This window comes from Ruegeria sp. CDSC068, assembly GCF_059610545.1.
The window spans coordinates 42,912-67,085 of sequence record NZ_JBXWNV010000008.1 but is presented as its reverse complement, the minus strand read 5'-3'; the positions used below and the strand labels follow the sequence as shown (position 1 = coordinate 67,085).

At 55.8% G+C, this 24,174-nt stretch carries 21 protein-coding genes; 11 read left to right on the top strand and 10 right to left on the bottom strand.

Features of this window, described 5'->3' with window-relative positions:
* Window positions 1-18 precede the first annotated feature (18 nt).
* From hpaH to AC2FID_RS16415, 6 genes are all read right to left on the bottom strand, one after another.
* Complete coding sequence (gene hpaH / locus AC2FID_RS16440) at window positions 19-819, bottom strand: 2-oxo-hept-4-ene-1,7-dioate hydratase (RefSeq protein WP_472724813.1); 801 nt, start codon at window positions 817-819, stop codon at window positions 19-21.
* Complete coding sequence (locus AC2FID_RS16435; protein WP_496837747.1) at window positions 816-1,670, bottom strand: fumarylacetoacetate hydrolase family protein; 855 nt, start codon at window positions 1,668-1,670, stop codon at window positions 816-818. Before AC2FID_RS16435 ends, hpaH begins: the two co-directional genes overlap by 4 nt.
* The gene (locus tag AC2FID_RS16430) at window positions 1,670-3,151 is read right to left on the bottom strand and encodes an NAD-dependent succinate-semialdehyde dehydrogenase (protein ID WP_496837745.1); all 1,482 of its coding nucleotides are present in this window, start codon (window positions 3,149-3,151) and stop codon (window positions 1,670-1,672) included. The genes AC2FID_RS16435 and AC2FID_RS16430 overlap by 1 nt, the downstream gene beginning before the upstream one ends.
* A gap of 24 nt (window positions 3,152-3,175) precedes the next feature.
* On the bottom strand, window positions 3,176-4,018 hold the full coding sequence (gene hpaD / locus AC2FID_RS16425; RefSeq protein ID WP_109310904.1) for a 3,4-dihydroxyphenylacetate 2,3-dioxygenase: 843 nt from the start codon (window positions 4,016-4,018) through the stop codon (window positions 3,176-3,178).
* Between the two features lie 164 nt (window positions 4,019-4,182).
* The gene (hpaE, locus tag AC2FID_RS16420; RefSeq protein WP_496837743.1) at window positions 4,183-5,691 is read right to left on the bottom strand and encodes a 5-carboxymethyl-2-hydroxymuconate semialdehyde dehydrogenase; all 1,509 of its coding nucleotides are present in this window, start codon (window positions 5,689-5,691) and stop codon (window positions 4,183-4,185) included.
* A 3-nt stretch (window positions 5,692-5,694) separates the two neighbouring features.
* A complete protein-coding gene (locus tag AC2FID_RS16415; RefSeq protein ID WP_496837741.1) occupies window positions 5,695-6,093 on the bottom strand; it encodes a 5-carboxymethyl-2-hydroxymuconate Delta-isomerase in 399 nt (132 codons plus the stop codon).
* Between the two features lie 106 nt (window positions 6,094-6,199).
* Between AC2FID_RS16415 and hpaR the strand changes: the two genes are divergently transcribed.
* Window positions 6,200-6,640, top strand: coding sequence for a homoprotocatechuate degradation operon regulator HpaR (hpaR, locus tag AC2FID_RS16410; protein WP_058281156.1), 441 nt, complete (start codon window positions 6,200-6,202; stop codon window positions 6,638-6,640).
* A gap of 33 nt (window positions 6,641-6,673) precedes the next feature.
* Here the strand turns inward: hpaR and AC2FID_RS16405 are convergent, their stop codons facing one another.
* Both AC2FID_RS16405 and AC2FID_RS16400 read right to left on the bottom strand, forming a co-directional pair.
* Window positions 6,674-8,026 carry an aminotransferase class III-fold pyridoxal phosphate-dependent enzyme gene (locus AC2FID_RS16405; protein ID WP_282170374.1) on the bottom strand — a complete coding sequence of 451 codons (1,353 nt, stop codon included), beginning with the start codon at window positions 8,024-8,026 and terminating at the stop codon, window positions 6,674-6,676.
* A 35-nt stretch (window positions 8,027-8,061) separates the two neighbouring features.
* The gene (locus AC2FID_RS16400) at window positions 8,062-8,841 is read right to left on the bottom strand and encodes an IclR family transcriptional regulator (RefSeq protein WP_496837738.1); all 780 of its coding nucleotides are present in this window, start codon (window positions 8,839-8,841) and stop codon (window positions 8,062-8,064) included.
* Window positions 8,842-8,949: 108 nt separating this feature from the next.
* On the opposite strand from AC2FID_RS16400, the gene AC2FID_RS16395 reads away from it, so the two are divergent.
* The 6 genes from AC2FID_RS16395 to AC2FID_RS16370 are packed head-to-tail and all read left to right on the top strand — an operon-like array spanning window position 8,950 to window position 16,423.
* Window positions 8,950-9,879, top strand: coding sequence for a tripartite tricarboxylate transporter substrate binding protein (locus AC2FID_RS16395; RefSeq protein WP_058274540.1), 930 nt, complete (start codon window positions 8,950-8,952; stop codon window positions 9,877-9,879).
* Window positions 9,880-9,935: 56 nt separating this feature from the next.
* A complete protein-coding gene (locus AC2FID_RS16390) occupies window positions 9,936-10,472 on the top strand; it encodes a tripartite tricarboxylate transporter TctB family protein (protein WP_282170376.1) in 537 nt (178 codons plus the stop codon).
* Between the two features lie 10 nt (window positions 10,473-10,482).
* Window positions 10,483-12,015, top strand: coding sequence for a tripartite tricarboxylate transporter permease (locus AC2FID_RS16385; protein WP_282170377.1), 1,533 nt, complete (start codon window positions 10,483-10,485; stop codon window positions 12,013-12,015).
* A gap of 7 nt (window positions 12,016-12,022) precedes the next feature.
* Window positions 12,023-13,507 carry an aldehyde dehydrogenase gene (locus AC2FID_RS16380; RefSeq protein WP_496837736.1) on the top strand — a complete coding sequence of 495 codons (1,485 nt, stop codon included), beginning with the start codon at window positions 12,023-12,025 and terminating at the stop codon, window positions 13,505-13,507.
* Between the two features lie 28 nt (window positions 13,508-13,535).
* Entirely contained in the window at window positions 13,536-14,771 is a 1,236-nt protein-coding gene (locus AC2FID_RS16375; RefSeq protein WP_496699064.1) for a Tm-1-like ATP-binding domain-containing protein, read from the top strand.
* Window positions 14,768-16,423, top strand: a complete 1,656-nt coding sequence (locus AC2FID_RS16370) for a sulfatase-like hydrolase/transferase (protein ID WP_496756652.1) — start codon at window positions 14,768-14,770, stop codon at window positions 16,421-16,423. Before AC2FID_RS16375 ends, AC2FID_RS16370 begins: the two co-directional genes overlap by 4 nt.
* Window positions 16,424-16,935: 512 nt before the next feature.
* Here AC2FID_RS16370 and AC2FID_RS16365 read toward each other — a convergent pair.
* Both AC2FID_RS16365 and AC2FID_RS16360 read right to left on the bottom strand, forming a co-directional pair.
* Window positions 16,936-19,005, bottom strand: a complete 2,070-nt coding sequence (locus AC2FID_RS16365) for an oxidoreductase (protein ID WP_496837734.1) — start codon at window positions 19,003-19,005, stop codon at window positions 16,936-16,938.
* A gap of 64 nt (window positions 19,006-19,069) precedes the next feature.
* The gene (locus AC2FID_RS16360; protein WP_496837732.1) at window positions 19,070-20,422 is read right to left on the bottom strand and encodes an aminotransferase class III-fold pyridoxal phosphate-dependent enzyme; all 1,353 of its coding nucleotides are present in this window, start codon (window positions 20,420-20,422) and stop codon (window positions 19,070-19,072) included.
* A 155-nt stretch (window positions 20,423-20,577) separates the two neighbouring features.
* On the opposite strand from AC2FID_RS16360, the gene AC2FID_RS16355 reads away from it, so the two are divergent.
* The 4 genes from AC2FID_RS16355 to AC2FID_RS16340 all read left to right on the top strand — a co-directional run bounded on the left by AC2FID_RS16355 (window position 20,578) and on the right by AC2FID_RS16340 (window position 24,167).
* Window positions 20,578-21,390 carry a helix-turn-helix transcriptional regulator gene (locus AC2FID_RS16355; protein WP_496837730.1) on the top strand — a complete coding sequence of 271 codons (813 nt, stop codon included), beginning with the start codon at window positions 20,578-20,580 and terminating at the stop codon, window positions 21,388-21,390.
* A 303-nt stretch (window positions 21,391-21,693) separates the two neighbouring features.
* Window positions 21,694-22,974: a flavin-containing monooxygenase gene (locus AC2FID_RS16350; RefSeq protein ID WP_496837728.1), complete on the top strand. Its 1,281-nt coding sequence runs from the start codon at window positions 21,694-21,696 to the stop codon at window positions 22,972-22,974.
* 17 nt (window positions 22,975-22,991) lie between these two features.
* Complete coding sequence (locus tag AC2FID_RS16345) at window positions 22,992-23,408, top strand: RidA family protein (RefSeq protein WP_282120982.1); 417 nt, start codon at window positions 22,992-22,994, stop codon at window positions 23,406-23,408.
* Window positions 23,409-23,492: 84 nt separating this feature from the next.
* Window positions 23,493-24,167: a DUF1028 domain-containing protein gene (locus AC2FID_RS16340; RefSeq protein ID WP_282153277.1), complete on the top strand. Its 675-nt coding sequence runs from the start codon at window positions 23,493-23,495 to the stop codon at window positions 24,165-24,167.
* Window positions 24,168-24,174: the final 7 nt, after the last annotated feature.

The window sequence follows — 24,174 nt, the reverse complement described above, 5'->3', positions numbered from 1 at the left end:
CAGGTATCCCGGCCTCCCTTAGGCAAAGTTGATATCGACCGAGCCAAATGGCCCAAAATCAGCATGGATTTCGGTGCTCGGCGGGCATTCGACGGGTCGAATAAAGCTGCCAGACAAGATCACCTGGCCCGGTTCTAAGCTCTGGTCGTACTGCGCCATGCGACGGGCCAGCCAGACGACGCTTTCGACCGGGTCGTTCAGAACACCCGCGCCAAGACCGGTTTCCTCGATCTCACCATTGCGGAAGGTCAGTGCCCCGACCCAACGCAAATCAAATGCATCTATCGAATGACGTTCGGGGCCCAACACGATGCCGGCATTGGCAGCGTTGTCGCTTATTGTGTCATAGACGGTACGTGTTTGTCCGGTCGCGGGGTCGACACGCTGAATACGCGTGTCGAGGATTTCAATCGAAGGCGCGACGTAATCCGTGGCGGCAATGATGTCGTCACGGGTGACGTTCTCTCCGCCTACCGCAGATTTCATGACAAAAGCAATCTCAGCCTCGATCCGGGGCTGGATGAACCGGCCCGCAGGAACGGTTCCGCCGTGATCGAACTTCATGTCATCGAACAAAATTCCGCTGTCGGGAATGTCGATATTCAGCGCATATTGCATCGCTTTTGAGGTCAGCCCGATTTTCCAGCCGATCACCTTGCGCCCTTCGGCCAATTTCTGTTGATAGATGGCATTCTGCACCTCATAGGCGTCGCTCATCCCCATTTCGGGATGGCGCAGTGTCAGAAGGCCAATCTGTTCGTGCGAACATTCAGCCTGCAACAAGTCGGCTGCGGCACGGGCATGATCTTCGGGGGTCATACCTGTTCGTCCTCGACTGTGTTGCGCAGCGTTCCAATGCCCTCGACTGAGATTTCCACTACGTCACCCGGAGCCAGGTATTTCGGTGGTTCAAACCGCGCGCCCGCACCCGTCGGGGTGCCGGTGACGATGATGTCACCGGGCAGAAGCGTCATGAAGGTCGAAATATATTCGATCTCGCGCCGTATCGGGAACATCATGCGGTTCAGCGTATCGTCCTGGCGCAACTCACCATTCACATGGGTCTGAATTCGAGCATCGTCCAACTGGGCCGCGTCGGTGAATGGCACCAGCCACGGACCGATGGCACCGGAATTGTCCCAGTTCTTTCCCTGTGTGACGTTGAACTTGGCATGGCGGACCCAGTCGCGGATTGTGCCTTCGTTACACAAGGTTAGGGCCGCGATGTGGTCATAGGCATCTTCCTGCGAAATTCGCCGACCGGATTTACCAATCACGATAACGACCTCGCCCTCGTAATCCAGCGTGTGGTTCTCCGGAGGACGGATCAACGGGCGGTCGTGCCCGGTAAAACCGCTGGCAAAGCGCGGAAACAACGACATGTATTTCGGCTGTTCGCTGCCGTCTTTGTATTCCGCGTTGCGGTCGGGAAAGTTCACCCCGACGCAGAGGATGCGGCGGACATCCGGCATCACCATTTCGTAAGTGAATTCCTTGTGGGTCACTTCGCGGCCTGCTGCGGCCTCGGTCAACTTTTCAAACGCGCCCGCGGCGATCACCTCGTAAAGGCTGGCCTGATCGGGAAAGGCGTCGTTTAGCGCAATTGCACCGTCCTTGGTGATCGCGCCGAAAAAAGTTGCTCCGTTAGCGGTGAATGTTGCAAAGCGCATCAGGCCTCCTCGGCGGCGTCAATGCCACCCATGCACAAGTATTTGAGTTCCATGAAGTCATCCAGCCCATGGCGCGACCCCTCGCGCCCCAGACCTGACATCTTAACGCCGCCAAAGGGCGCTTCGGCAGTTGAGATCAGGCCGGTGTTGATCCCGACCATGCCATATTCCAATGCTTCGGACACGCGCCAGACACGCGCCATGTCGCGCGAATAGAAATACGAAGCGAGGCCGAATTCGGTATCATTGGCGGCTACGATAACTTCGCTTTCCCTGTCGAATTTGAACAAAGGCGCGACTGGGCCGAAGGTTTCCTCGGTCGCCACCGCCATGTCTGCGGTCACGCCAGTCAGGATGGTCGGCTCGAAAAAAGTGCCGCCAAGGGCGTGCGGTTTGCCGCCCAGCGTGACTGTTGCACCCTTGGCGGTTGCGTCTTTGATATGCTCAGACACTTTCGCGACTGCGGCTTGATCGATTAGTGGGCCAAAGACGGTGCCCTCGTCAAAGCCGTTTCCAGTCGGTAGTTTTGCGACCTTAGCAGCCAGTTTTTCGGCGAACGTGTCGTAGACCCCAGACTGGACATAGATGCGGTTGGCGCAGACGCAAGTCTGGCCGTTGTTTCGGAACTTGGCGATCACTGCCCCTTCGACTGCCGCGTCCAGATCTGCGTCGTCAAACACGATGAACGGCGCGTTGCCGCCCAATTCCAAACCTAGTTTCTTGATCGTAGGTGCGCATTGCGCATAAAGCATCGCGCCGATTTCGGTGGACCCGGTAAAGGTCAGTTTCTGCACGATTTTGCTCGAGGTCATCTCACCTCCGATGGCGCGCGCTGATCCGGTGATGACCGAGAACAGTCCCGCGGGCAATCCGGCTCGCTCGGCCAGAACTGCCAGCGCGATAGCCGAGAACGGTGTCTGGCCGGCAGGTTTGAGCACCATGGAACAGCCTGCCGCCAGTGCCGGTCCCGCCTTTCGCGTGATCATGGCATTGGGGAAATTCCACGGCGTGATCGCGGCAACAACCCCAATCGGCTGTTTGATTGTGATGATCCGCTTATCCGGCGCGTGGCCCGGGGTGACGTCGCCATAGGCGCGGCGGGCCTCTTCAGCGAACCATTCGATGAAGCTGGCACCATAAGCGATTTCACCCTTGGCCTCAGCCAGCGGCTTGCCCTGCTCGGCGGTCAGGATAGCGCCAAGATCATCCTGGTTTTCGATCATCAGCTCATACCAGCGGCGCAGAATTTGGCTGCGGTCCTTCGCAGTGCGCTTGGCCCAGCCCTTCTGTGCACGGTGCGCTTCGGCGATTGCTTCGGCCGTTTCGGCCGCCCCAAGATTGGGGACTCGTCCGATTAGATCACCGGTTGCCGGGTTGGTCACTTCCAGGGTGGTGGATACCTCAGTGGCACCGACCCATTTGGAGCCAACCCGCGCTGCTTCGATAAGCAACGTGGGGTCGTTGAGACGTAAGTCTGTCATTTGCAGGATTCCCGTGTCTCGGCCTCAGACCGAAAAGCTGATATTTGCCTGACCCGTTCCGGAACTACCGAAATACGGGGTGTAGATGTCGATCTCGCCTTTGTAACTGCCCCATCCCAACGCACCGAACAGCAGCGCAGTGTCGTTCATCGCACACTCGCCCGTACATTTCTTGGCATAGTCAGGCAAAAGGTCCAAGAATTCTTCGAACCGGCCCTGTTCCCACAATTCGAGAACGCGCATATCCATCTGGCGGTTGAACTCGCCATTCACTGCGTTCAGACCCTCGACCGAGCGCTCATTCGGCGTGAAGTCATGACTTAGAGACCCGGAGGCCAGAATAGAAACATTGCGGTTCGAACGCCGGATGCCTTCGGCGATGGCTTCACCCCAAACGCGGTTCTCAGCGATGGACGAGAACTGGTTGACCGCAACTGGCAGCACCCGGGCATTCACATCGTCATTGATAAAATGCATCGGCAAAAGGGTACCGTACTCCATTCCCATGTCGGGATGCGAATGACCCAGTGCCCGTTCCCCACGCTCTCTCAGAACTTCAAGGATGGTTTCACCAAGGTCGTGATCACCGCGATAGTCGAACTCCATATCCGCCAGCATGTGCGGCAGTTCATGGCTAATAAAACGCCCCTTGTGGCGCTCTTTTGTGTTCAGGTGAAAGCCCTGATTGGTGATCCAATGTGTGTCGAATACGATGAAGGTGTCGACCTCGCGGTCAATCGCGTCCTGACGTAGACGTGCGTAACCATCTATCGCAGGTTGCCGGATACCTTTGTATTTCGGCATCGTGTGGGACATCCAGATGCTCGGCACATGTGTGATCTTAGCAGCCTGTACAATCTTTCCCATGACAGTTCCTCCTCACTTAAGGTGGCGTCTGACCGCTTTGGAAGGGAGAGCGGACGACCAGACGTCGTTTGGTCCGACTCTCAAAGAGTTCATGGACCATAGATGCGCGCGCGTATCCTAACATTTAACGAGCGGCACCTTGTCCAGACGTCGCTCGAGAGGCGTTACTTTCCCAACTGCATAATCTTGTGCTGACCAGTGGCAAAGCCCACGTGTTTCTGCTCCATATAGAAGTCAAAGCTCCAATCACCGCCGTCGCGACCGATACCTGACGCCTTTACCCCGCCAAAAGGTGTGGGCAGGTGGCGAACATTTTCCGAATTCACCCAGATCATCCCTGCTTCTAACTTATCGGTAAAGCGCAGGGCGCGTGTAAGGTCGTTGGTCCAGACATAGCCGGTTAACCCATAGGGCGTGTCATTTGCGATCTGCAGCGCTTCTTCTTCGGTCGAGAATGGAATGGAAGTTAGCACAGGGCCAAATATTTCCTCTCGCGCGATGCGCATGTCGTTGTTGGCATTGGTAAACAATGTTGGGCGTACGAAAAATCCCCCATCACCAACCTTGACCCCACCGGCCGCGACGGTCGCACCATCCTCTTTTGCGATGTCAAAGTATGAGGTCACCTTGTTGTAATGCTCCTCAGTGACCAGCGGGCCGATCTCGGTCGCCGGGTCCAGTGGGTGCCCGACCTTGATGTTGTTCACACGCTCAACCAGTTTGGCCTCGAATTCTTCCTTGATAGTGTCCTGCACCAGCAGCCGCGAGGACGAGGTGCAGCGCTCACCGTTGATCGAGTAGATCATGAAAATCACCGCATCCAGAGCCCGGTCCAGATCGGCGTCATCAAACACGATAACGGGGTTCTTACCGCCCAGTTCCAGGTGCATCCGCTTGAGCGTATCGGCGCCCTGCTTTGTGATGATGCTGCCTGTCCGGCTTTCTCCGACAAAAGCGATGGCTTTGATCAAGGGGTGCTCTGTCAACGCCTTACCGGCATCAGGGCCAAACCCGTTCACAGTATTCAGCACGCCCTTGGGCAGCCCTGCCTCTTCAGCGATTTCCACCAACAGGCGGGCGGACAAAGGCGAGTCTTCGGCTGGTTTGTGGACCACGGTGCAGCCCGCAGCCAGAGCGGGCGCGATTTTCCAAGTCGACAGCATGAAAGGCGTGTTCCACGGAGTGATCACACCAACCGGGCCGATAGGTACACGAGTGGTGATATTCATCAACGTCGGCGATTTCAGGTGTTGCCCGTCGCGAGCCTGCACGACTTGATCCGCAAAGTAGCGAAAATTCTCGGCACCTCGCAGCGCGGCCTTGGACATGAACCGCAATGTTTGGCCCGTATCCCAACATTCACACAGCGCAATTTCTTCGGCCCGGGCTTCGATGGCGTCGGCAACGTTTAGCAGGATCCGGCGGCGTTCGATAGCGGGCATGTCGCGCCATTCAGTAAAGGCAGCATGGGCCGCTTTGACCGCCGCGTCGATATCGTCGGACGTACCGTGCGCAATGTCGCAGATTACTGATTTATCCACCGGAGAGGTGGATTGGAAAACGCCCGCTGCGCCATCCCGGTCTTCGCCTGCGATACGGTTCTTGATGCCCGTTTCTTTGAACCGGGCCAGAAAGCCTGCCAGTTTCTCGGTATTCGTATCCAGTACGCTCATGCGTCAGGTCTCCTCCTTTGTCGCAGCCAAATGATTCCGGATTGTGCCGGTCTTGGGCGAAAGGTCTGGGTCGATGTCACGCATCTCTAGTGAAAGCGCGATAGAGTGTTTCGAGAAGGCCTGTTCCAGATACGCCTCAACCGCGTCAAAGATACGCTGTGTTGCGTCCTTCTTAACGTCGTCAGGACGGCCAGCGCGTAGGCGGATTGAGATGTCCACAAAGCCATGCTTGGGGTCTCCATCCGCAATGGCAAAATAGTCAACACGCGTGGCGCGGACGCGAATTCCCGGCATTGGAAAAGCATCAATCCCCGCAGCGGTGTCTCGTATGCATTCGCACAAGCCACCGATGTCGACCCGATCGTCCAGATTGCCGGAGTATTCGACGTGGAAGTGTGGCATGACCTCTCCTTTACTACTTAACATGTTTAGTAAATTGTATCGCAACCGTCAAGAACTTGCTTTGTTAATCTTTGCAATTCCTGAAATGGCGTTCTAGAAGGCTGGAATGAACCGACAAAGCCATACCACGAGAACCTCTCGCGCTCTTCCGATCGCCCTGCTGCGCGCACGCGAAACCGTTATGGCCCCAATTCGGGATATGCTGCAGGGGATACAGCTGACCGAGCAAAAGTGGCGTATCCTTCGTGTTCTGGACGAAATGGGCGAAGTGGAACAAAGCACTATTGCAAATGAGGCCTGCCTTTTGCTTCCCAGCCTGACGCGAATTCTTCGCACGATGGAGACTGATGGGCAGATATCCCGCCGTCAGGGCAGCACAGATAAGCGCCGCACCATGGTGAAGATCACCGATGAGGGGCGTCAAATTCTTGAAGAGAACCTTGCGACCTCGCTGGCGATTCACAATACAATCGAGGCGCAAATGGGACAGGAAAAAATCGACAACCTACTGGATCTACTTGAGGAATTGCAGGCCGTAAAGGTTTGACCCCGACCTTGAAGATCGGGGCCAGCGTGATCACTACAGGCTCGCTAGTCCTGTATCCAGGGCTGACAGGATCTTGGCTACGTCATCAGACGTGATGACCAGCGGCGGAGACAAAATGATGTTGTTTCCAGATACACGAACCATCACGCCATCTTCATAAGTCGCTTTTTGAACCTGCAGTGGAAGATGTTTGGTAATTGGCGCCTTGGTTGCGCGATCCGAAACCAGCTCGAGCGCGCACATTAGACCTTCACCCCCTCGCACGTCACCGACTACGTCGTATTTGTCGGCCAGTTTTTTCAACCCGGCAAACAACTCATCCCCCCTTGCAGCTGCGTTTTCCCAAACTCGCAGGCGGTTGATCTCGGCCAACGTGGCCAAGGCTGCGGCCGCGCCAACCGGGTGCCCGGAATAGGTGTAGCCCTGATCGACAGAAGCTCTGCCGGTAGTGTCGCTTTCGAACACCTCTGCAACCGCGCCAGAGATCATTGCCGCGCCGAATGGGAAATAGCCGTTTGTGATGGCTTTGGCCGTTGTCATGATATCGGGCTGCACCCCCCAATGTCGCGCGCCACTTTCGCTGCCTGTACGCCCAAAGGCAGTAATGATTTCGTCCGAAATCAGCAGAATTCCGTGCTTTGAGCAGACCTCACGCACCATGGGCATAAAGCTCTTGTGCGGCGGGATCACTCCGCCTGCGCCCAAGATTGGCTCCATAATAAATGCGGCGACGGTGTTTGCACCCTGGAATGCGATTTCGGCCTCCAGCGCTTTTACGCAAAGCTGCGCAAGACGCTCGGGGTCCGTCTCATCGAACGGGTTGCGATAGGTCCAGGGCGCGGGCACGTGGAAACAGCCCGGCATCATCGGCTCATAAGCCGCACGGAACTTCTGATTGCCATTGACCGAGGCAGCCGCGAAGTGGGTGCCGTGATACCCCTGTTTCAGGCTGATGAACTTGGTACGGCCAGCCTCGCCTCGAACTTTGTGAAACTGACGTGCAAGTTTCAGCGCGATCTCAACGGAATCCGATCCACCTGAAGTAAAGAATGCACGGGTCAATCCGTCAGGCGCAAAGAACTGCGCCAGCTCATAAGACAATTCGATCGCCTTGTCGTTGCTGGTGCCGCGAAAGGTTGAATAATAGGGTAGCGCGTTCAGTTGATCGGTGATGGCCTGCTTCACCGGATCACAGGAATAGCCCAGATTGACGTTCCATAAGCCACCCACTGCATCCAGCGCCTTGTGACCATCTACATCAATGATGCTGACTCCTTCACCTCCGGTCAGAATGGTCGGCGGGTTTTTCTGGCTGTCTGCCGGGTGCGCCATTGGTTGCCAGAAATGTCGGGCGTTGTTTTCTTTCAGAAAGTTGGAGTCTTTCATGTAGCGTGTCTCCGGAGATTTAGTCCGCCCGTCAATCATGGGTGGAATTCGGTTGGAAAATTTTCGGGCATCTGGCCGCCAAAGTTTGCGGTCAGTTCTTTCGAAAGGGTGTGGAGTGAGGTCAAAATCAACGGCTGCCGCGCGCTGGTTGCACGAATTTCGGGAACGGCAATCGCAATGGTTCCAATCGCGATCTGATCAATACCGAAGATAGGCGCCGCATATCCGAAGACACCATCTTCAAAGCTGCCATTACTATTGGCCCAGCCCGCCTGACCGATTTGTGCAACCCGGTCACGGATAATCTCTGGGTCCGTCATTGTTGCCTCGGTAAATCGGGTGAGTGTGTCGGATTCCAAGCGTTCCAGAAGGAAAGCGGGACCGAAGCTCAGCATGCATAATCCCGAAGCAGTCGCGTTGACCGGAATAATTTCGCTAGGGTCAAGACTTACGCGAACGCTGTGCTGCGTGGTTTCAACCACCAACGCGGTTTGTAGAGTGTCTTTCTCAAGCAGGGTAAGGTGCAGGCTCTCTCCAACCTCATGCATCGCGGCCTGCATTTTCTGGCGTGCACCATCAAGGCCGGGCTTGGCAATTTCGCGCAGGGCGGCCAACCGTAGAGCAGCTGGTCCGATGGCATATGATTTCGTCTGCGGATTCTGCTCGATCAGGCCGAACTCTTCCAGTGCTCGTAAGTGGCGGAGGGCGGTCGCCTTGTTCAAACCAGCCAGGCGCGCAATGTGACTCAGCCCGATTTCCGGCTGAGAGCTTGAAAAGTACTCTAGCATTTTCAAGGCATTAAGTGCGGTGCCCATGTGTTTTGCCTCCTCCCGGTCAGGTAATACTTGACAGAATTAACTTAACAACGCAACATTATTATTGTTAACGCGGTTCATTTATTGAACCACTAACGGGAGGTGTCAATGAAGAAATTTCTAGCAACCGCCGCATTTGTAGCGTCAGCAACCGCTGCACTGGCAGAGTATCCAGAGAAACCGGTAACCTTCGTGGTTCCATGGCCTCCGGGCGATCTTGAGGACGTGCTTACGCGAATGATCGCGGACGAATTTCAAGCCATGTACGACGTCCCGGCCGCGGTCGTGAATAAGCCTGGCGGCGGCGGCGGTCCGTTCCCAGGTGCAGTCGAAGTCGCCACCGCCCCAGCGGACGGATACACTATTGGTTCTTTCGTCATTGGCGTTCCCGTCATTGGACCGGAAATCGGTATCCCTGAACTGAACCCGAACCCGTTTGATCCGATCGGTATTTTTCTGACCTACCCTTTCGTAATCGCATCCAGCAAGGATGCGCCGTTCTCGAACTGGGAAGAACTGGCAGAACACGGCAAAGATAACGATTTGGCGCTTGGTCATTTCGGCTCGGTCTTGCCGCCCACGCAGGTCACCTTTGCTGCTGCTGTAAGCAGCGGATTTGATTTTGCAAGTGAAGCAGCCTTTGACGCGTTGGATTGCAACACGCTGGCATCGGGTGACGTGGACGTCATCAACACCACGTTGCAACTTGTACTACCTTGCCTGGACGACGTGAACATTCTGGCGAGCATTGGTGGCGAGCGGATTTCGCTGATCCCCGATACGCCGACGATCGTCGAGCTCAACCCGGATCTGCCGCTGGCATTGTGGAACGGCCTGTTCGTTCACAAGGATACTCCACCCGAGGCACGCGAAAAAATCACCGCAGCAGCACAAAAGGCGGTGCAGTCGGACAAAGCCAAGCAGCTTGCTGAGGAAACTGGTGCTTTGATCTACTGGCAGGACCCAGACGCATCCAACGCTCAGATTGAGCAAGACAAATCCTCTTTCGCTAAGATTGAAGAAATTCTGGGCGAGTAAGATCCAGATCGGGCGTGGGGCACTGCCTCACGCCTCTTTCAGGTTGGGAGGAAACGATGATTGCAAAGACTTTACAGGACATGTTCAAAAGATATCGCCGACCCGGCGATGTCGTTTTCGCCGTACTGTTTCTGGCATTCGCAGTGTTTCTGTTATCCCAACTGGGTGATCAGACCCAGGTTGTCAAGCGAACCAAATGGTTCGCGCAGCCGGGTCTGTGGCCCACGATTGCAATCTGGTGCATGGTGGTGTTCGGTTTTCTGCATTGGCTCAGCTCGGCCTTATCCGACCGGATCAGCGGCCGTTGGACTGAGGTCGGGTTCTGGGCCCGGTCGTTCGAATATGTCGCCTATTTCCTGATCTATGTGCTGGTGGTTCCGCAGCTGGGATATCTGCCCTCAACCATGTTGTTCGCGGTCTTCCTGACCCTTCGTGTTGGGTTTCGCGGTGCCGGTGCTGTCGGCATAGCCGCGCTGTTCGGCTTTGTGGTCACTATCGTTTTCCGTGGCTTTCTTCAGGTCAAAATCCCTGCCGGAGCGGTCTATGAATACCTTCCGGATTCCGTGCGCGCCTTTGCGCTGACCTATCTGTAAGGGGGCCACTATGGAAACGCTTCTTTCCGGCATTTCTATCCTGCTACAATGGCAGGTCATCGTTGCCCTGCTGATCGGTTCGATCGGTGGCGTCATCATAGGTGCACTGCCCGGTGTGGGTGCGGCGGTGGCCATCGCAATCCTGTTGCCTGCCACCTTTGCGTTCGAGCCCATCGTAGGACTAACCTTGTTATTGGGTATCTATGGCTCGTCCATGTATGGCGGAGCAATTCCCGCGATTCTGATCAACACGCCCGGTACAGCGGTGAACGCGCTGACCACTTATGACGGATATCCCATGACCAAACGGGGGCAGGGCCACCGTGCGCTGTCGCTGGCGTATTCGGCCTCGTTCTTCGGCGGCGTGTTCGCGATCATCTGTCTGATGGTGTTGTCACCGGTTCTGGCCCTTGTCGCCCCACATTTCGGCAGCCGTGAGATTTTCCTGGCCGCGCTATTGGGCATCATTCTGGTTGTGCTGGCCCATCGGGGGCAGATTTTTGCCGCTGGTATGCTGGCGGCCTTCGGCATTTTCCTGAATTCGGTGGGGCTGGAGCCCGTGAAATACACCCGCCGGTTCACCTTTGATCAAAGCTGGCTGGCATCGGGCGTCGATCTTATTGTTGTCGTGCTTGGTCTGTTTGCGATCAGCCAGGCATTTCTGCTGCTATTGGAAAAGAACCACGCGCCAGGCGACACCCATGTAAGTGGCAATATCTTTGCCGGCCTCAAAGAACTTCTGGGCGTGAAACGCGTGGCCACCGTGTCCTCAAGCATCGGTGTTTTCATGGGTATGGTGCCGGGTACGGGCGAGTTTACATCGCAATTTTTGTCCTACACCTATGCCCAAAAGACGTCAAAGAACCCAGAAAAGTTTGGTGATGGCTCACCCGAGGGACTTGTAGCGTCCGAGGCGGCGAACAACGCGGTTCCGGGCGCTGCTATGATTCCTCTGCTGGCTCTGGGCATTCCGGGCGAAGCGCTGACGGCGATGATGCTGTCGGTGTTCTATGTCCACAACGTGATCCCCGGACCGCAGCTGTTCGAAAACCAGATGGATTTCGTATTGGCCCTGTATATGGCGCTGATCCTGCTTAACGTGATCGTTCTTGTGTTCTTGTTGTTTTCGACGAACCTGCTGCTGAAGATTATCCAGATCCCGACCCGGTTCCTTGGTGTCATGATCCTGATTTTGGCATTCGTGGGGGTCTATAGCCTGCGCAACTCGATCACAGATTGTGCCATTGCTGCCGGGTTCGGGGTTTTTGGGCTGATCCTAAAACGGCTGGACCTGCCGATTGTTCCAATCATTTTGGGCATGGTTCTTGGCGGGATTATGGAAACCAAGTTGCGCAGCGCAATGGCACGGGTCAAAACGCCGCTCGACTTCATCGACCGGCCCATCGCGGCCATTCTGTTTGGCCTGATCGTTCTGATCCTGATCTTGCACTGCCGGACGCTGTATTTCGAATTCAAAAACAAATTGCGACCAGAGCCCTCTATGCAGCCTGTGGATTCCGATCATCCGAACCAGCAAGGATAAGAGACCTATGGATCAACTTGCCATCGACGCGCTACGTGGTCAGCCCGTACCGGCCCGGAGCCTTCTGATTGACGGGCGTCACGAGGCCGCTGCTGAAGGTGGGCAACTGGATGTCATTTCACCAATCGACGGTCAGGTTCTAACTCAAATTGCCGAGGGCACGCCCGCAGATATGGAGCGGGCGATTGCGGCGGCCCGCACGGCGTTTGAAGACGGACGCTGGTCGCGCGCTGCACCCGCTGTACGCAAGAAGGTGTTGTTGAACCTGGCAGATCTGATCGAAAGGCATGCACTAGAACTGGCCGTATTGGGCGTTCGGGATAATGGCACTGAGATCAACATGGCCATGAAGGCCGAGCCGATGTCCGCTGCGGGCACGTTTCGTTATTATGGCGAGGCTATCGACAAGGTTTATGGTCAGATCGCGCCGACAGCTGAAAATGTGCTGGGTCTTGTGCATCACGCGCCTGTTGGCGTTGTGGGGGCGATTGTGCCTTGGAACATGCCGATGATGATCGGTGCGTGGAAGATCGCGCCGGCGCTGGCGGCGGGTAACTCGGTGGTGTTGAAACCTGCGGAATCGGCCTCGCTATCACTTTTGCGATTGGCCGAGTTGGCGCTTGAGGCAGGTGTGCCGGACGGTGTCCTGAACGTCGTCACGGGTAAAGGCAGCGTGGTCGGTGAAACACTTGCCCTGTCGATGGATGTAGACATCTTGGTTTTTACCGGTTCGGGCGCGACAGGGCGGCGGCTTCTGGAATATTCCGCGCGCTCGAACTTGAAACGCTGCTACTTGGAGCTTGGCGGAAAGTCCCCCAACATCGTGTTCAACGACGCCCCGGATCTCGCGCAGGCGGCCAAGGTCTCCGCCGCAGGTATTTTCCGAAATTCAGGTCAGATTTGCGTCGCGGGATCGCGCTTGCTGGTGCAGGAGGATATTCACGAAGACTTCGTCGCCGAGATCGTTAAACACGCGCAGGCCTTCCGCGTCGGCGACCCGCTGAATTTGAACACACAGATCGGGGCAGTGCACTCATTGCCGGAATTGGAAAGCAATCTGGATTTCGTCGCCCAAGCCGAAGCGGAAGGTGCTGAGCGCCGTGCCGGCGGTGACCGAATTCTGACGGAAACGGGCGGTTATTTTATGGCACCCACTGTAATGAACGGGGTCAAACCCACCGACAATCTGTTCCGCAATGAGGTCTTTGGTCCGGTTTTGGCCGTGACACCGTTCAGAGACGAAGATGAGGCACTGCGCCTGGCAAATGACAGCGTTTATGGATTGGCTTCGGGCGTGTGGACTGCAAATCTGAGCCGTGCACATCGCATGGTGGCGGGCATCCGCTCTGGTGTTGTTCACGTCAACACTTATGGCGGTGCGGACGCCACTGTGCCTTTGGGCGGAGTAAAGCAGTCGGGCAACGGCCACGACAAGTCTATGCATGCAATGGAAAAGTATTTCGATCTAAAAACAGCCTGGATTCAGCTGTAAGACGATAGCCTGCAAGGAGAAGATTACCATGGGCGAAAAGACTATCTTGTTGATCGGCACCTATGACACCAAAGACCCCGAGATGCGCTACATCGAAGAGTGCATCACGGCGCAGGGTGGCAACGTGCTGACCATGGATGTCTCGGTTCTTGGGGATCCAACCACGCCCACGGACATTTCCAAACATGATGTGGCCGCGGCCGGTGGTATGACTATAGATGAGGTGATCGCGCTCGGTGACGAAAACAAGGCTTTTCGCGTGATGTCGCGGGGCGCAGCAACGCTTGTTGCGCAGGTCTACGCCGAGGGCAAATTTGATGGGATGCTCGCAACTGGTGGCACGATGGGCACCGATCTGGCGCTGGATTGCGCGCAAGCTTTGCCAATGGGTGTGCCGAAATACATTGTCTCCACCGTCAGTTTTTCACCGCTGATTCCGCCACACCGTTTGGCACCGGATATTCAGATGATCCTTTGGGCTGGCGGGCTTTATGGTATGAACTCGGTTTGCCGCTCATCGCTAAGCCAGGCCGCAGGTGCTGTTTTAGGCGCAGCCCGCGCGGTTCAACGCCCTCAGCGCGATCGCCCGATGATCGGGATGACTTCGTTGGGCTCATCCTGCCTGCGTTATATGAAAACTTTGAAACCTGCTTTGGAAGAACGGGGATACGAAGTGGCCGTGTTCCATTCAACGGGCATGGGCGGTATGGCATTTGAGAAGCTTGCGGGTGAGGGCGCGTTCTGTTGTGTAATGGATTTCTGCATGCAGGAATTTGCCAACATGCTCGCAGGTTCGCTGGTGTCCTCGGGGCGTGACCGGCTGACAAATGCCGGACGCGCGGGCGTGCCGCAAATGGTGGCCCCAGGCGCGCTGGATCTTTTGGATTTTGCCGGTTGGCAGGACATTCCCGACCAATATGCCGACCGTCTGTTCCACGAACATAATCGCCTGATCAAAAGTGCGGTGTTCAATGCAAAAGAGCGACGGGCCGCTATTCGGGAAATGGCCGATCGTCTGAAACAAGCCACCGGCCCAACCCATTTTTTCCTGCCCACCGGCGGTGTTGAGGAATGGGATCGCGAAGGTCAGGAAGCGCATGACCGGGAAGCGCTTGCCGAAATGGTTGACGAGGCTCGCAACGTGATGCCAGCGGTTGCATCAACTACGGAAATTGACGCCCATATCAATGACGACGCCTTCTGCGAAGCGGTACTCAAACAGTTCGACAAATGGATGAATGACGGGGTGGTTAAGGCGACATGACCAGAAAAGCCAAAAACATCCTGTTTATCATGTTCGATCAGCTTCGGTACGACTACCTGAGCTGCACCGGACATCCGAGTTTGAACACCCCCCATTTGGATGCGCTTGCTGCCAAGGGAGTGCGGTTTTCCCATTGCTATGTTCAATCGCCCATCTGCGGGGCCTCAAGGATGAGCTTTTACACAGGGCGTTACGTACACAGCCACGGCGCTGCCTGGAATAATTTTCCGCTCAAGGTCGGAGAGGTTACTCTGGGCGATCATCTGCGCGAACGTGGGATGGATAGTTGGTTGATCGGAAAGACGCATATGAGCGTGGATCAGGCAGGGATGGACCGTCTGGGCATTTCGCGCGATGGCGTGATCGGAGCACGTGTCGCGGAATGTGGTTTTGATGTCTTCCTCCGTGATGACGGCTTATGGGGTGAGGGGCCGCAAGGCTTTTATGACAAAAGACGTTCGCCTTATAATGAGTATCTGAAAGGGCAGGGGTATGAGGCTGAAAACCCCTGGCAGCACAATGCCAATGCCGGGGTTAATGAAGATGGTGGTGTCGCTTCGGGTTGGTTTATGCGGCACGCTGATAAGCCTGCAAACATTAAGGAAGAAGATAGCGAAACGCCGTGGCTAACGGGACAGGCGATTGAATTTATTCAAACGCAGGATGCAAATTCCGCTGGGCCATGGATGTGCCACCTGTCCTATATCAAGCCGCATTGGCCTTACATTGTTCCAGCGCCGTATCATGATATGTACACGGCAGTGGATGTTTTGCCGGTGGTTCGCTCGGATGGCGAGTTACATAATCCTCACCCTGTCTATGAACAATTCATGCAGAACGAAATCGGTCAAACCTTTAGCAAGCCGGGTGTGCGTGAAAAGGTGATACCCGCCTATATGGGGCTGATCAAACAGGCTGATGATCAGATGGGTCGCCTGTTCAATTGGCTAGAAGAGAATGGCCACATGGAAGACACGATGATTGTCGTGACTTCCGACCATGGGGACTACCTCGGTGATCATTGGATGGGTGAAAAGGATCTCTTCCATGATCCGTCGGTGCGCGTTCCACTGATCATCTATGACCCGTCACCAGAAGCAGACGCAACACGCGGCACTGTTAGTAGCGCACTGGTCGAAAGTATTGATCTGGCGGCAACATTTGTTGATCTGGCAGGTAGCGATGTCCCGGATCACGTTATCGAAGGCCGCTCGCTACTGCCGTTACTGTATGGCCAAAACCCCAAGGCATGGCGCGAGTATGTGGTTAGCGAATATGATTATTCCGCCACGCCCGAAGCCGCTGCTCTGGGCCTTGACCCCAAACAAGCACGCCTGTTCATGCTGGCGGACAAGGATTGGAAATTCATCTTTGCCGATGGTGGGTTTCGCCCGTTATTGTTCGACCTGAAAAACGACCCTAAAGAGTTGAATGATCTCGGTGCCGACCCGGGCCATGCTGAGGTGATTAACATGTTCATGAAGCGCTTGTCAGAATGGGCGCGCCGTCCATCGCAACGTACAACAGTTTCAAATGAAACGTTGCTGAAGAAGCGAGACGGGAGTGCGGCTGATGTCGGTATTTTTATCGGTGTTTATGATGAGCGTGAATTGCCCTACGACGTAATAGAGAAAACGATCAGGCGTCGGTAAGTCATGCGGGGGATTCGTCATGTTGTGGGTCTTTTGCGGATCTGTCGCAAAGTTGTTTAAGCAGTTGCGATGACACCATTCAACTATCTTCAAGGCAACAACACAAACAACAGCAACGAAAAATGAGAGAAAACGGCCTGGATCCGGGAACATAGTTAATCAGCACCAGGCTCATCAACTTCTTCAGATAAATGGTGGTATGACCCGTAGTTATCTCAAAAAAAACGAACTGTAGGTCATACCGACGTCTATCGGACGGAATTGTCGGGATTTTGCGGAAACGCTGACTTTCGCTGCGCGTGCATTACACTATCAATTTCGAACCTAACGCGGATGTTCACACCGTTTTGAGTTCGTAAGCAAATGAAAGCAATTCGCCGTTGAGTTGAGAAAGAGTATTTTTTTGTCGTAACGGATTTGTTGCGTCTGTTGGTGTTCCGCGGATGTCAAATGACATTCAGGCGCATAAGGCGGCAAAGTTCGCACTTCGCCGCCAAAACCCCACAAATATATTAGTCTACCGCAAGTTCTGTAATTTCACGGCGGAAGGGCAAAGCGTCACCAATACCTTTACCATCGAGTTCCCGTGCATAGCGGTGACCGGCATAGGTTGCCCAAGCGATCGGACCCGGTGCGTTGGCGTCGCCGATCAGTTTGACCGACTTGATGCCTGCATCTGCCCAGTCCGCTTCGCGTGCCTTCAGATCATTGAATACGCCGTTGTTTTCCAGACGGGATGCAACCATCACAACAGCATCTGCCTCGATCTTCCAGGTGCGATCGGTGTAGACACAGTTTGAGACCACATGATCCGGGTGGATTTCAGTGACGCCTTGGTTGAGCACGATCTCGACCCCCGCGTCGACCAGCCTTGGATGAATGGCGATCTGTTCCAACGTGTTGTTGGTCCAGTCACTGACATAAGCCGATGGTGTAACCAGCGTCACTTGCGCGCCGTTCTTGGCCAACAGTTCGGCAAGAACACCACCCATATAATAGTGGTCGTCATCGTACACCACCACGCGGCCGGATGGGATTGTGCCATCCATCAGATCGTCCGGGGTATAGACCCTGGCGCCTTCAGCAATTGGCATCGGCACAACGTGCTGACGCGAGACACCATCGTTGCGCCATGTCGCTCCTGTGGCGATACAGATGTTTTCGAAGCCGAACTCCAGAATGCTTTCAGCATCCAGCTCGCTTTCGCGATAGATTTCCACGTTTGGGCGCTGGCTGAGTTGATAGTCACGATAGTCCACTACCCGACCCCAGGCCGATAGGCCCGGCAACAGACGTTCGCGCGCCACACGGCCTCCGATAACATCGCGGGCCTCGGCCACGGCAACGTCGTAGCCGCGGCGACACAGCGCCCACGCGGCCTCAAGCCCCGCAGGGCCCGAGCCCACGATCAGCACGTTCGAGCTATCACCTTTTTCGTTCATCTTCTCGGGGTGCCAGCCCTTGCGCCATTCCTCCATGAAGGTCGGGTTCTGGGTGCAACGACTGATCGACATGGTCATGTCGCCCGTGATGCAGATGTTGCAGCCGATGCATTCGCGGATGTCATCAATCCGGCCTTCTTCGACCTTTTTGGGCAGGAACGGATCGGCGATGGATGGACGGGCGCAACCGATGAAATCCAGAGTGCCGGACTTGATCATCTTGGCCATAACGTCTGGTGAAGTGAACCGGCCCACGCCGACAATAGGCTTGTCGGTCAGATCGTGAATACCACGCACCAGTTCTTCCTGCGCGGCCTCTTCCTTGAAACGTGAAGGGCCAGAACAGTCTTCCCAAGTTCCTTGCGCCAAATCCCAAAGATCCGGCAGGTCCTTGTTCATCTCAATATAGTCGCGCACCTCGGCATTCGAAAAGCCAAGCTCACCGATGGTTTCATCCAGGCTAACCCGCAACGTGATCGCCATCGTATCACCCACCGCGTCGCGCATATCGGCGATGACCTCCTGACTGAACCGGGCGCGGTTTTCCAGACTGCCGCCATATTCGTCGTTGCGCTGGTTGGTGGCACGGCTGAGGAAATGTTGGAAGATACCAAACCCGTGCGCACCATAAAGACAGATCAAGTCAAATCCTGCGTCCTTTGACCGTTTGGCAGCGTTCACAAACCAACGGCGCAGGTCTTTGATGTCCTGCTTGTCCAGCGCGCGCGCTTGAACCGGGTCGTTTGTGAAAGTCCGAATGGGAAGGGCCGAAGGGGCCAGCGGCACTTCTTTGGTATAGAGGTTCGGCCCGTTGATGCCGGAATATGCCAGCTGAATGCCCGCCAAAGCGCCATGTGTTTTCATCCGTTCCGACATCTTGCGCAGTTGCGGGATGTCCTTGTCCTCCCACAGACGCAGCTCGATAAAGGGTGTGATCTCAGACGTATGGTGCATCTCGCACTGCTCGGTGAAGATCACACCCCAGCCGCCTTCAGCCTTGATCCCACGCATCGCAGCCGCCGCCGAGGGATCACGATATCCGCCGCCGTTACAATGGGGAACTTGATAGAACCGGTTCTTGGCGGTCAGAGGGCCGATCTGCATCGGCTCGAACAGAATATCATAGCGTGGATCGCGCATGGCTGGCTCCTTAAGGCTGGCTGATAGGGTTCACGGAGGGCCGTCAGTCCCAGTAAATCAAGATCTAAAGACCGGCGGCAACTTCTGTGATGGAGTCGCGCAGGATGGCTTCGATGCGATCAATCATGGGCTCGTCCATGATCAATGTCGGGGACAAGATCAGCACGTTACCCAAGGGGCGTGCGATCAGGCCGCGTTTCTGGCAGGCTTGGGCTACTTTCAGCCCCACTTGCGCCTCATCCGGATAACTTTCCTTGCTGGCGCGGTTTTTGACGAATTCGATCCCCATCATGAAATGGCTACCACGCACTTCGCCGACCATTTCGATGTCGGTCAGACCGCGCAAGTTGGATTCGAAACGGGTACCGGTTGTTTGCACCCGCTGCGGGATCTGCTCGCGCTCCATAATCGCGATGTTGGTCAGACCTGCCGCCGCTGCCGCAGGGTGGCCCGAATAGGTCATGCCATGCAGGAACATACCGTCGGGCCCCGAGATCACTTCGTGAATATCATCCGAGACGATCGTGGCCGAAAGCGGTTGATAGCCTGAGGTCAAGCCCTTGGCCGTGGTGATGATGTCTGGCACCATGTCGAACACATCTTCCGAGGCAAAAAAGTGCCCAAGACGGCCAAAGGCGGTGACGACCTCATCGGCGACGTATTTGATATCGTTGGCCTTACAGACCTCCCACGCGCGCTTGTGATAACCTTTAGGTGCGGTCACAACACCGCCTGCGCCCTGGATCGGCTCGGCGATGAACGCACAAATGTTTTCTGCGCCAATCCGCTCAATACTGGCGGTCAGATCGTCGATCAGATCGTTAAGGAACTCACCCTCGGTCATCTCGCCGCATTCGCGCCAGTAGTGGGGTGAGCGCAGGTGATGCACGAGTTCGCTGGCCGCGTGCCAACCTTCGGAATAGCCAGGTGTGGTCATCGCCATCGCCAGATGAGTCGATCCGTGATAGGCGCCGTGCCGCGATAGAACCAGCTTCTTTTCTGGCTTTCCCTTGCGGATATTATAATGGTGCAGCATCCGAATGGCGCTGTCATTTGCGACCGAACCGGAATTGCTGAAATAGACCGAATTCAGATGACCCGGCGCAAGCTGAGCGATCTTCTCGGCCAGCGCCGCCGCTGCCGGGTGTGTAAAGTTGTAGAAGGTCGAGTAATAGTCCAGTGTTTTCAACTGATCCGAGATCGCGGCAATCATCTCGTCATTGCCATGGCCGATATTGACGCACCATAAACCGCCAATTCCGTCGATCAGCTCTGTTCCGTCGCTGTCATAAACGTAGGCGCCCTTTGCCCGCGATATGACGGTGCGAGCGCCCTGCTTCTTTAGCGCGTCCAGATCGGCGAAAGACTGAATCAGGTGCTTATCCTGCGAAAGAATGTCGAGCGTATCTTTAGCCATGATCAACCCCTTTGTTTTCCTGTAGCAGTTCTGCTGATCCGGCGCGTCCCTTGTTCGGGCCATGATCGCGCCGGCGGATACATACCACCTAAATTGAGTATTTACGTTACTTTGGCGATTTCAGGGGGTATATACCCCCAAGGGGGTACCCGAATATGTCACAAATTTCGGCACCAGACGCCTTGTCGACCGCAATTATGGCAATCGGATCAGAACGCTTCGGTGATGCATTGCACCGTTGGCTGGATGCGACATGCTCATTCGATAACTTCGCGATCATCGCCTTTTTTAAGGATCGTGCGCCCCAGGTTCTGATGACCCACGCTCGCGACAGTCGTGTTTTTGAGCGCATCGACAGCCACTATGTCAAAGGAGCCTATCTGCTGGATCCGTTCTTTGGCCTACATCAAAGCCGCGCTGCAGACGGTCTTTATCGTTTAACCGATGTCGCCCCTGATCAGTTTCAGCGCAACGAGTACTTCAAATCCTACTACGCCAACACAACGCTGACAGATGAGCTTGCTTATTTCGCCTGCCTTACCCCGATCAGTTCAATCACAGTCTGTATCGGCAGGGACGCAACCACCGCATCGCGGTTCTCGTCCAGAGACTACAGCGCGGCTAAACACATCGCGCCAGTGGTTAGTGCGCTGGTCAGAATGAACTGGCCAGACATCAAGCCCCCGATTGAAGGTGAGCCGGAAGATACCGTTGAACAACTGCGCCGGCGCATGTCCGCCGAGCAGGACATCAGCCTAAGCCCAAGACAGGCCCAGGTGGCGCTGTTGATCCTGCAAGGACATTCGTCGATTTCTATTGGCCTGACACTTGGCATTAGCCCCCAGACCGTAAAGGTCTTGCGCAAGCAACTTTACCGGAAATGCCAGATCTCTTCGCAGGGGGAACTGTATTACCTGATCGCGCCTTATCTGTCGGAGAATAGGCAACTGCTTGGGAGCTCAACATAAAACCCGACAAGTTAGCCAAAGCCTAATTAAGAGTAAGTTAGACAGTTATTTCACCTGTTTCGAACTTGTGAAACCTTAACCTGGAAACGTGCATAGCGTGCTGGAGTGGCACAGAATGCGGCAATCCAAAGCGGCCGTTACCCAGGTATCGGCTAGCTCACCGGTTAGGTGCTGATGTCCGAATTCTGAAAGTGCAAGGCGTTCGGTCCATTGTGATCGCTCGTCCTCCAAGACCGGCATGTAATGAGCGATGGCAATGACCTCTCAGGGTCAATTCGAGATGCAGTTATAGGGAACCGACACATGTCCATTGAGAAAACGGATACGCTGGTTGTTGGCGGCGGACAGGCTGGTATCGCGCTGAGCGAGCACTTGGCAAACAACTATGTGCCCCACATCATTCTGGAAAAGAACCGCACTGCAGAAGCATGGCGTACCGGTCGTTGGGACGCATTGGTTGCCAATGGCCCGGCATGGCATGACCGTTTTCCCAGCCTGCAGTTCAACGGCGACGACCCCGATGCGTTCGTGCCTAAGGACCGGGTTGCCAAATATCTTGTCGAATACGCCGAAATGGTCAAAGCCCCCATTCGCGAAGGTGTAGAGGCGCTGAAAGCAGAACGTCTGCCGGGTGAAGGAGGCTTCAAGGTTGAAACCTCTGCCGGCGAGATTCATGCCAAACGCATTGTGGCCGCCACGGGCGCGTTCCAGCAACCGGTCATTCCGCCGATCGTGCCGGCAACGGCTGGTGTCGAGCAAATCCACTCCTTCTACTACAAGAACCCCGACCAACTGCCAGAAGGTGCCGTGATGGTGGTCGGTGCCGGGTCGTCCGGCGCGCAGATCGCGGACGAGTTGAACCGCGCAGGCCGCAAGGTCTTTTTGTCGGTTGGTCCGCATGACCGCCCGCCTCGCCGATACCGCGGTCGCGACAATGTCTGGTGGCTGGGCGTGCTGGGACTTTGGGATATCGCTGCGCAAAAACCCGGAACCGAGCATGTCACCATCTCAGTTAGCGGGGCCCATGGTGGGCATACGATGGATTTCCGCCGGCTTGGAAATGAGGGGGTCACCCTTACTGGTATGACCAAAAACTTCGAGAACGGCGTTCTCAGCTTCGCGGATGATCTGCAGCGCAACGTAGCCGCAGGCGACGCCAATTATCTAGAGATGCTTGATCTTGCTGACGCCTATGTGGAACGCACCGGAATTGATCTGCCGGAAGAGTCTGAGGCGCGCGAACCCTTTGAAGACCCGAACTGTTTGACCAATCCGCTTGGGTCAGTCGACTTTACCAAAGAAGGTATTTCCACGATCATCTGGGCCACGGGCTTCCGTCAGGATTTCAGTTGGATCAAGGCGGACGCATTTGACGCCAAAGGCGCGCCGATCCACCAGCGCGGCGTTTCGGTCGAACCTGACATATACTTCCTTGGCCTGCCTTGGCAGTCACGTCGTGGCTCCACCTTCATTTGGGGCGTTTGGCACGATGCGAAATACATAGCCGATCAGATTGCGATCCAGCGCGCCTATGCCGATTACGATGGTCAGGCGGCTATCATCGCCCCAGCAGCCGCAGAATAAGACAACAGGACACCGAAATGGCGCACACACGCATTCGCAAATTCAACACCAAAGAAACCTACCCCGAGCAAAACCTCGATAACGACCTGTGTCAGGCCGTCGTCACGCAAGGTGGAAAAACCGTCTACCTGCGTGGCCAGTGTCCGCAGAACCTGGATGATGCGGTCAATATCGACAGCCACGATCCGGTCGAGCAGACCCACAAGGTCATGCAGAACATCAAGCAGCTGATCGAAGAGGCCGGCGGTTCAATGGAACATCTGGTCAAGGTCGTCGTCTACATCACTGATGTCCGCCACCGCGAGGCCGTCTATCGCACCATGGGCGAGTATATCAAAGGGGTCTACCCTTGCTCGACGGGGCTGGTGGTTCAGGCACTCGCACGCCCGGACTGGTTGGTTGAGATTGACGGCACCGCAGTCATTCCCGACTGATCTTGCCGATCATTTGAGGATACCGGGCTGCGCACTTACGCTCTCACCCCGCGCAGCCCGGTCTTTGTCGTTAAGGAGGTCTATATGACTTTTTCACTGGTCGCCCGTTGTGCCGATACCGGCATGTTCGGGTTGGCGATTTCGTCGTCTTCACCCGCCGTGGCCGCCCGCTGTTCGTTTGCCCGCGCCAGTGTCGGTGCTGTCGCATCGCAGAACGTAACCGACCCCAGCCTTGGCCCGCTGACGCTGGATCTGATGGAACAAGGTAAAACCGCGCCTGAGGCCATCGCCGAGATGACGGCCCGCATGAAATTCATTGAGTACCGTCAGGTTCTGGCCGTGGACACCGCTGGACGCACGGCGATCCATTCCGGTCCCAACAGCCTTGGCATCTGGACACAAGCGCAGGCCGAAAACGTCGCCTCGGGTGGCAATCTTCTGGACAACGACGGCGTCCCGCAGGCCATCGTCGACGGGTTTCTGTCGGCCTCGGGTCATATCGGAGACCGCCTGATCGCAGCCATGCGCGCCGGTCTGGACGCGGGGGGCGAGGCCGGTCCGGTACATTCAGCAGGCATGAAGATCGTCGACAAGGTCAGCTGGCCGGTAGCCGATCTACGATGCGACTGGACCGAGGGTTGCCCGATTGAGGCCATCGCAACCGCCTGGGACATCTATAAACCGCAGCTGGACGCCTATATTCAGCGCGCGCTCGACCCGAGAGAAGCGCCTTCTTATGGCGTACCCGGCGACGAATAATCAGCGA

Coding starts and splice junctions, on each gene's coding strand:
- AC2FID_RS16390 (WP_282170376.1), top strand. CDS start 9,936: ATGATTGCAAAGACTTTACAGGACATGTTCAAAAGATATCGCCGACCC.
- AC2FID_RS16340 (WP_282153277.1), top strand. CDS start 23,493: ATGACTTTTTCACTGGTCGCCCGTTGTGCCGATACCGGCATGTTCGGG.
- AC2FID_RS16345 (WP_282120982.1), top strand. CDS start 22,992: ATGGCGCACACACGCATTCGCAAATTCAACACCAAAGAAACCTACCCC.
- AC2FID_RS16355 (WP_496837730.1), top strand. CDS start 20,578: ATGTCACAAATTTCGGCACCAGACGCCTTGTCGACCGCAATTATGGCA.
- AC2FID_RS16365 (WP_496837734.1), bottom strand. CDS start 19,005: ATGCGCGATCCACGCTATGATATTCTGTTCGAGCCGATGCAGATCGGC.
- AC2FID_RS16430 (WP_496837745.1), bottom strand. CDS start 3,151: ATGACAGACTTACGTCTCAACGACCCCACGTTGCTTATCGAAGCAGCG.
- hpaD (WP_109310904.1), bottom strand. CDS start 4,018: ATGGGAAAGATTGTACAGGCTGCTAAGATCACACATGTGCCGAGCATC.
- AC2FID_RS16395 (WP_058274540.1), top strand. CDS start 8,950: ATGAAGAAATTTCTAGCAACCGCCGCATTTGTAGCGTCAGCAACCGCT.
- AC2FID_RS16435 (WP_496837747.1), bottom strand. CDS start 1,670: ATGCGCTTTGCAACATTCACCGCTAACGGAGCAACTTTTTTCGGCGCG.
- hpaE (WP_496837743.1), bottom strand. CDS start 5,691: ATGAGCGTACTGGATACGAATACCGAGAAACTGGCAGGCTTTCTGGCC.
- AC2FID_RS16380 (WP_496837736.1), top strand. CDS start 12,023: ATGGATCAACTTGCCATCGACGCGCTACGTGGTCAGCCCGTACCGGCC.
- AC2FID_RS16350 (WP_496837728.1), top strand. CDS start 21,694: ATGTCCATTGAGAAAACGGATACGCTGGTTGTTGGCGGCGGACAGGCT.
- AC2FID_RS16360 (WP_496837732.1), bottom strand. CDS start 20,422: ATGGCTAAAGATACGCTCGACATTCTTTCGCAGGATAAGCACCTGATT.
- AC2FID_RS16400 (WP_496837738.1), bottom strand. CDS start 8,841: ATGGGCACCGCACTTAATGCCTTGAAAATGCTAGAGTACTTTTCAAGC.
- hpaH (WP_472724813.1), bottom strand. CDS start 819: ATGACCCCCGAAGATCATGCCCGTGCCGCAGCCGACTTGTTGCAGGCT.
- hpaR (WP_058281156.1), top strand. CDS start 6,200: ATGAACCGACAAAGCCATACCACGAGAACCTCTCGCGCTCTTCCGATC.
- AC2FID_RS16375 (WP_496699064.1), top strand. CDS start 13,536: ATGGGCGAAAAGACTATCTTGTTGATCGGCACCTATGACACCAAAGAC.
- AC2FID_RS16405 (WP_282170374.1), bottom strand. CDS start 8,026: ATGAAAGACTCCAACTTTCTGAAAGAAAACAACGCCCGACATTTCTGG.
- AC2FID_RS16385 (WP_282170377.1), top strand. CDS start 10,483: ATGGAAACGCTTCTTTCCGGCATTTCTATCCTGCTACAATGGCAGGTC.
- AC2FID_RS16370 (WP_496756652.1), top strand. CDS start 14,768: ATGACCAGAAAAGCCAAAAACATCCTGTTTATCATGTTCGATCAGCTT.
- AC2FID_RS16415 (WP_496837741.1), bottom strand. CDS start 6,093: ATGCCACACTTCCACGTCGAATACTCCGGCAATCTGGACGATCGGGTC.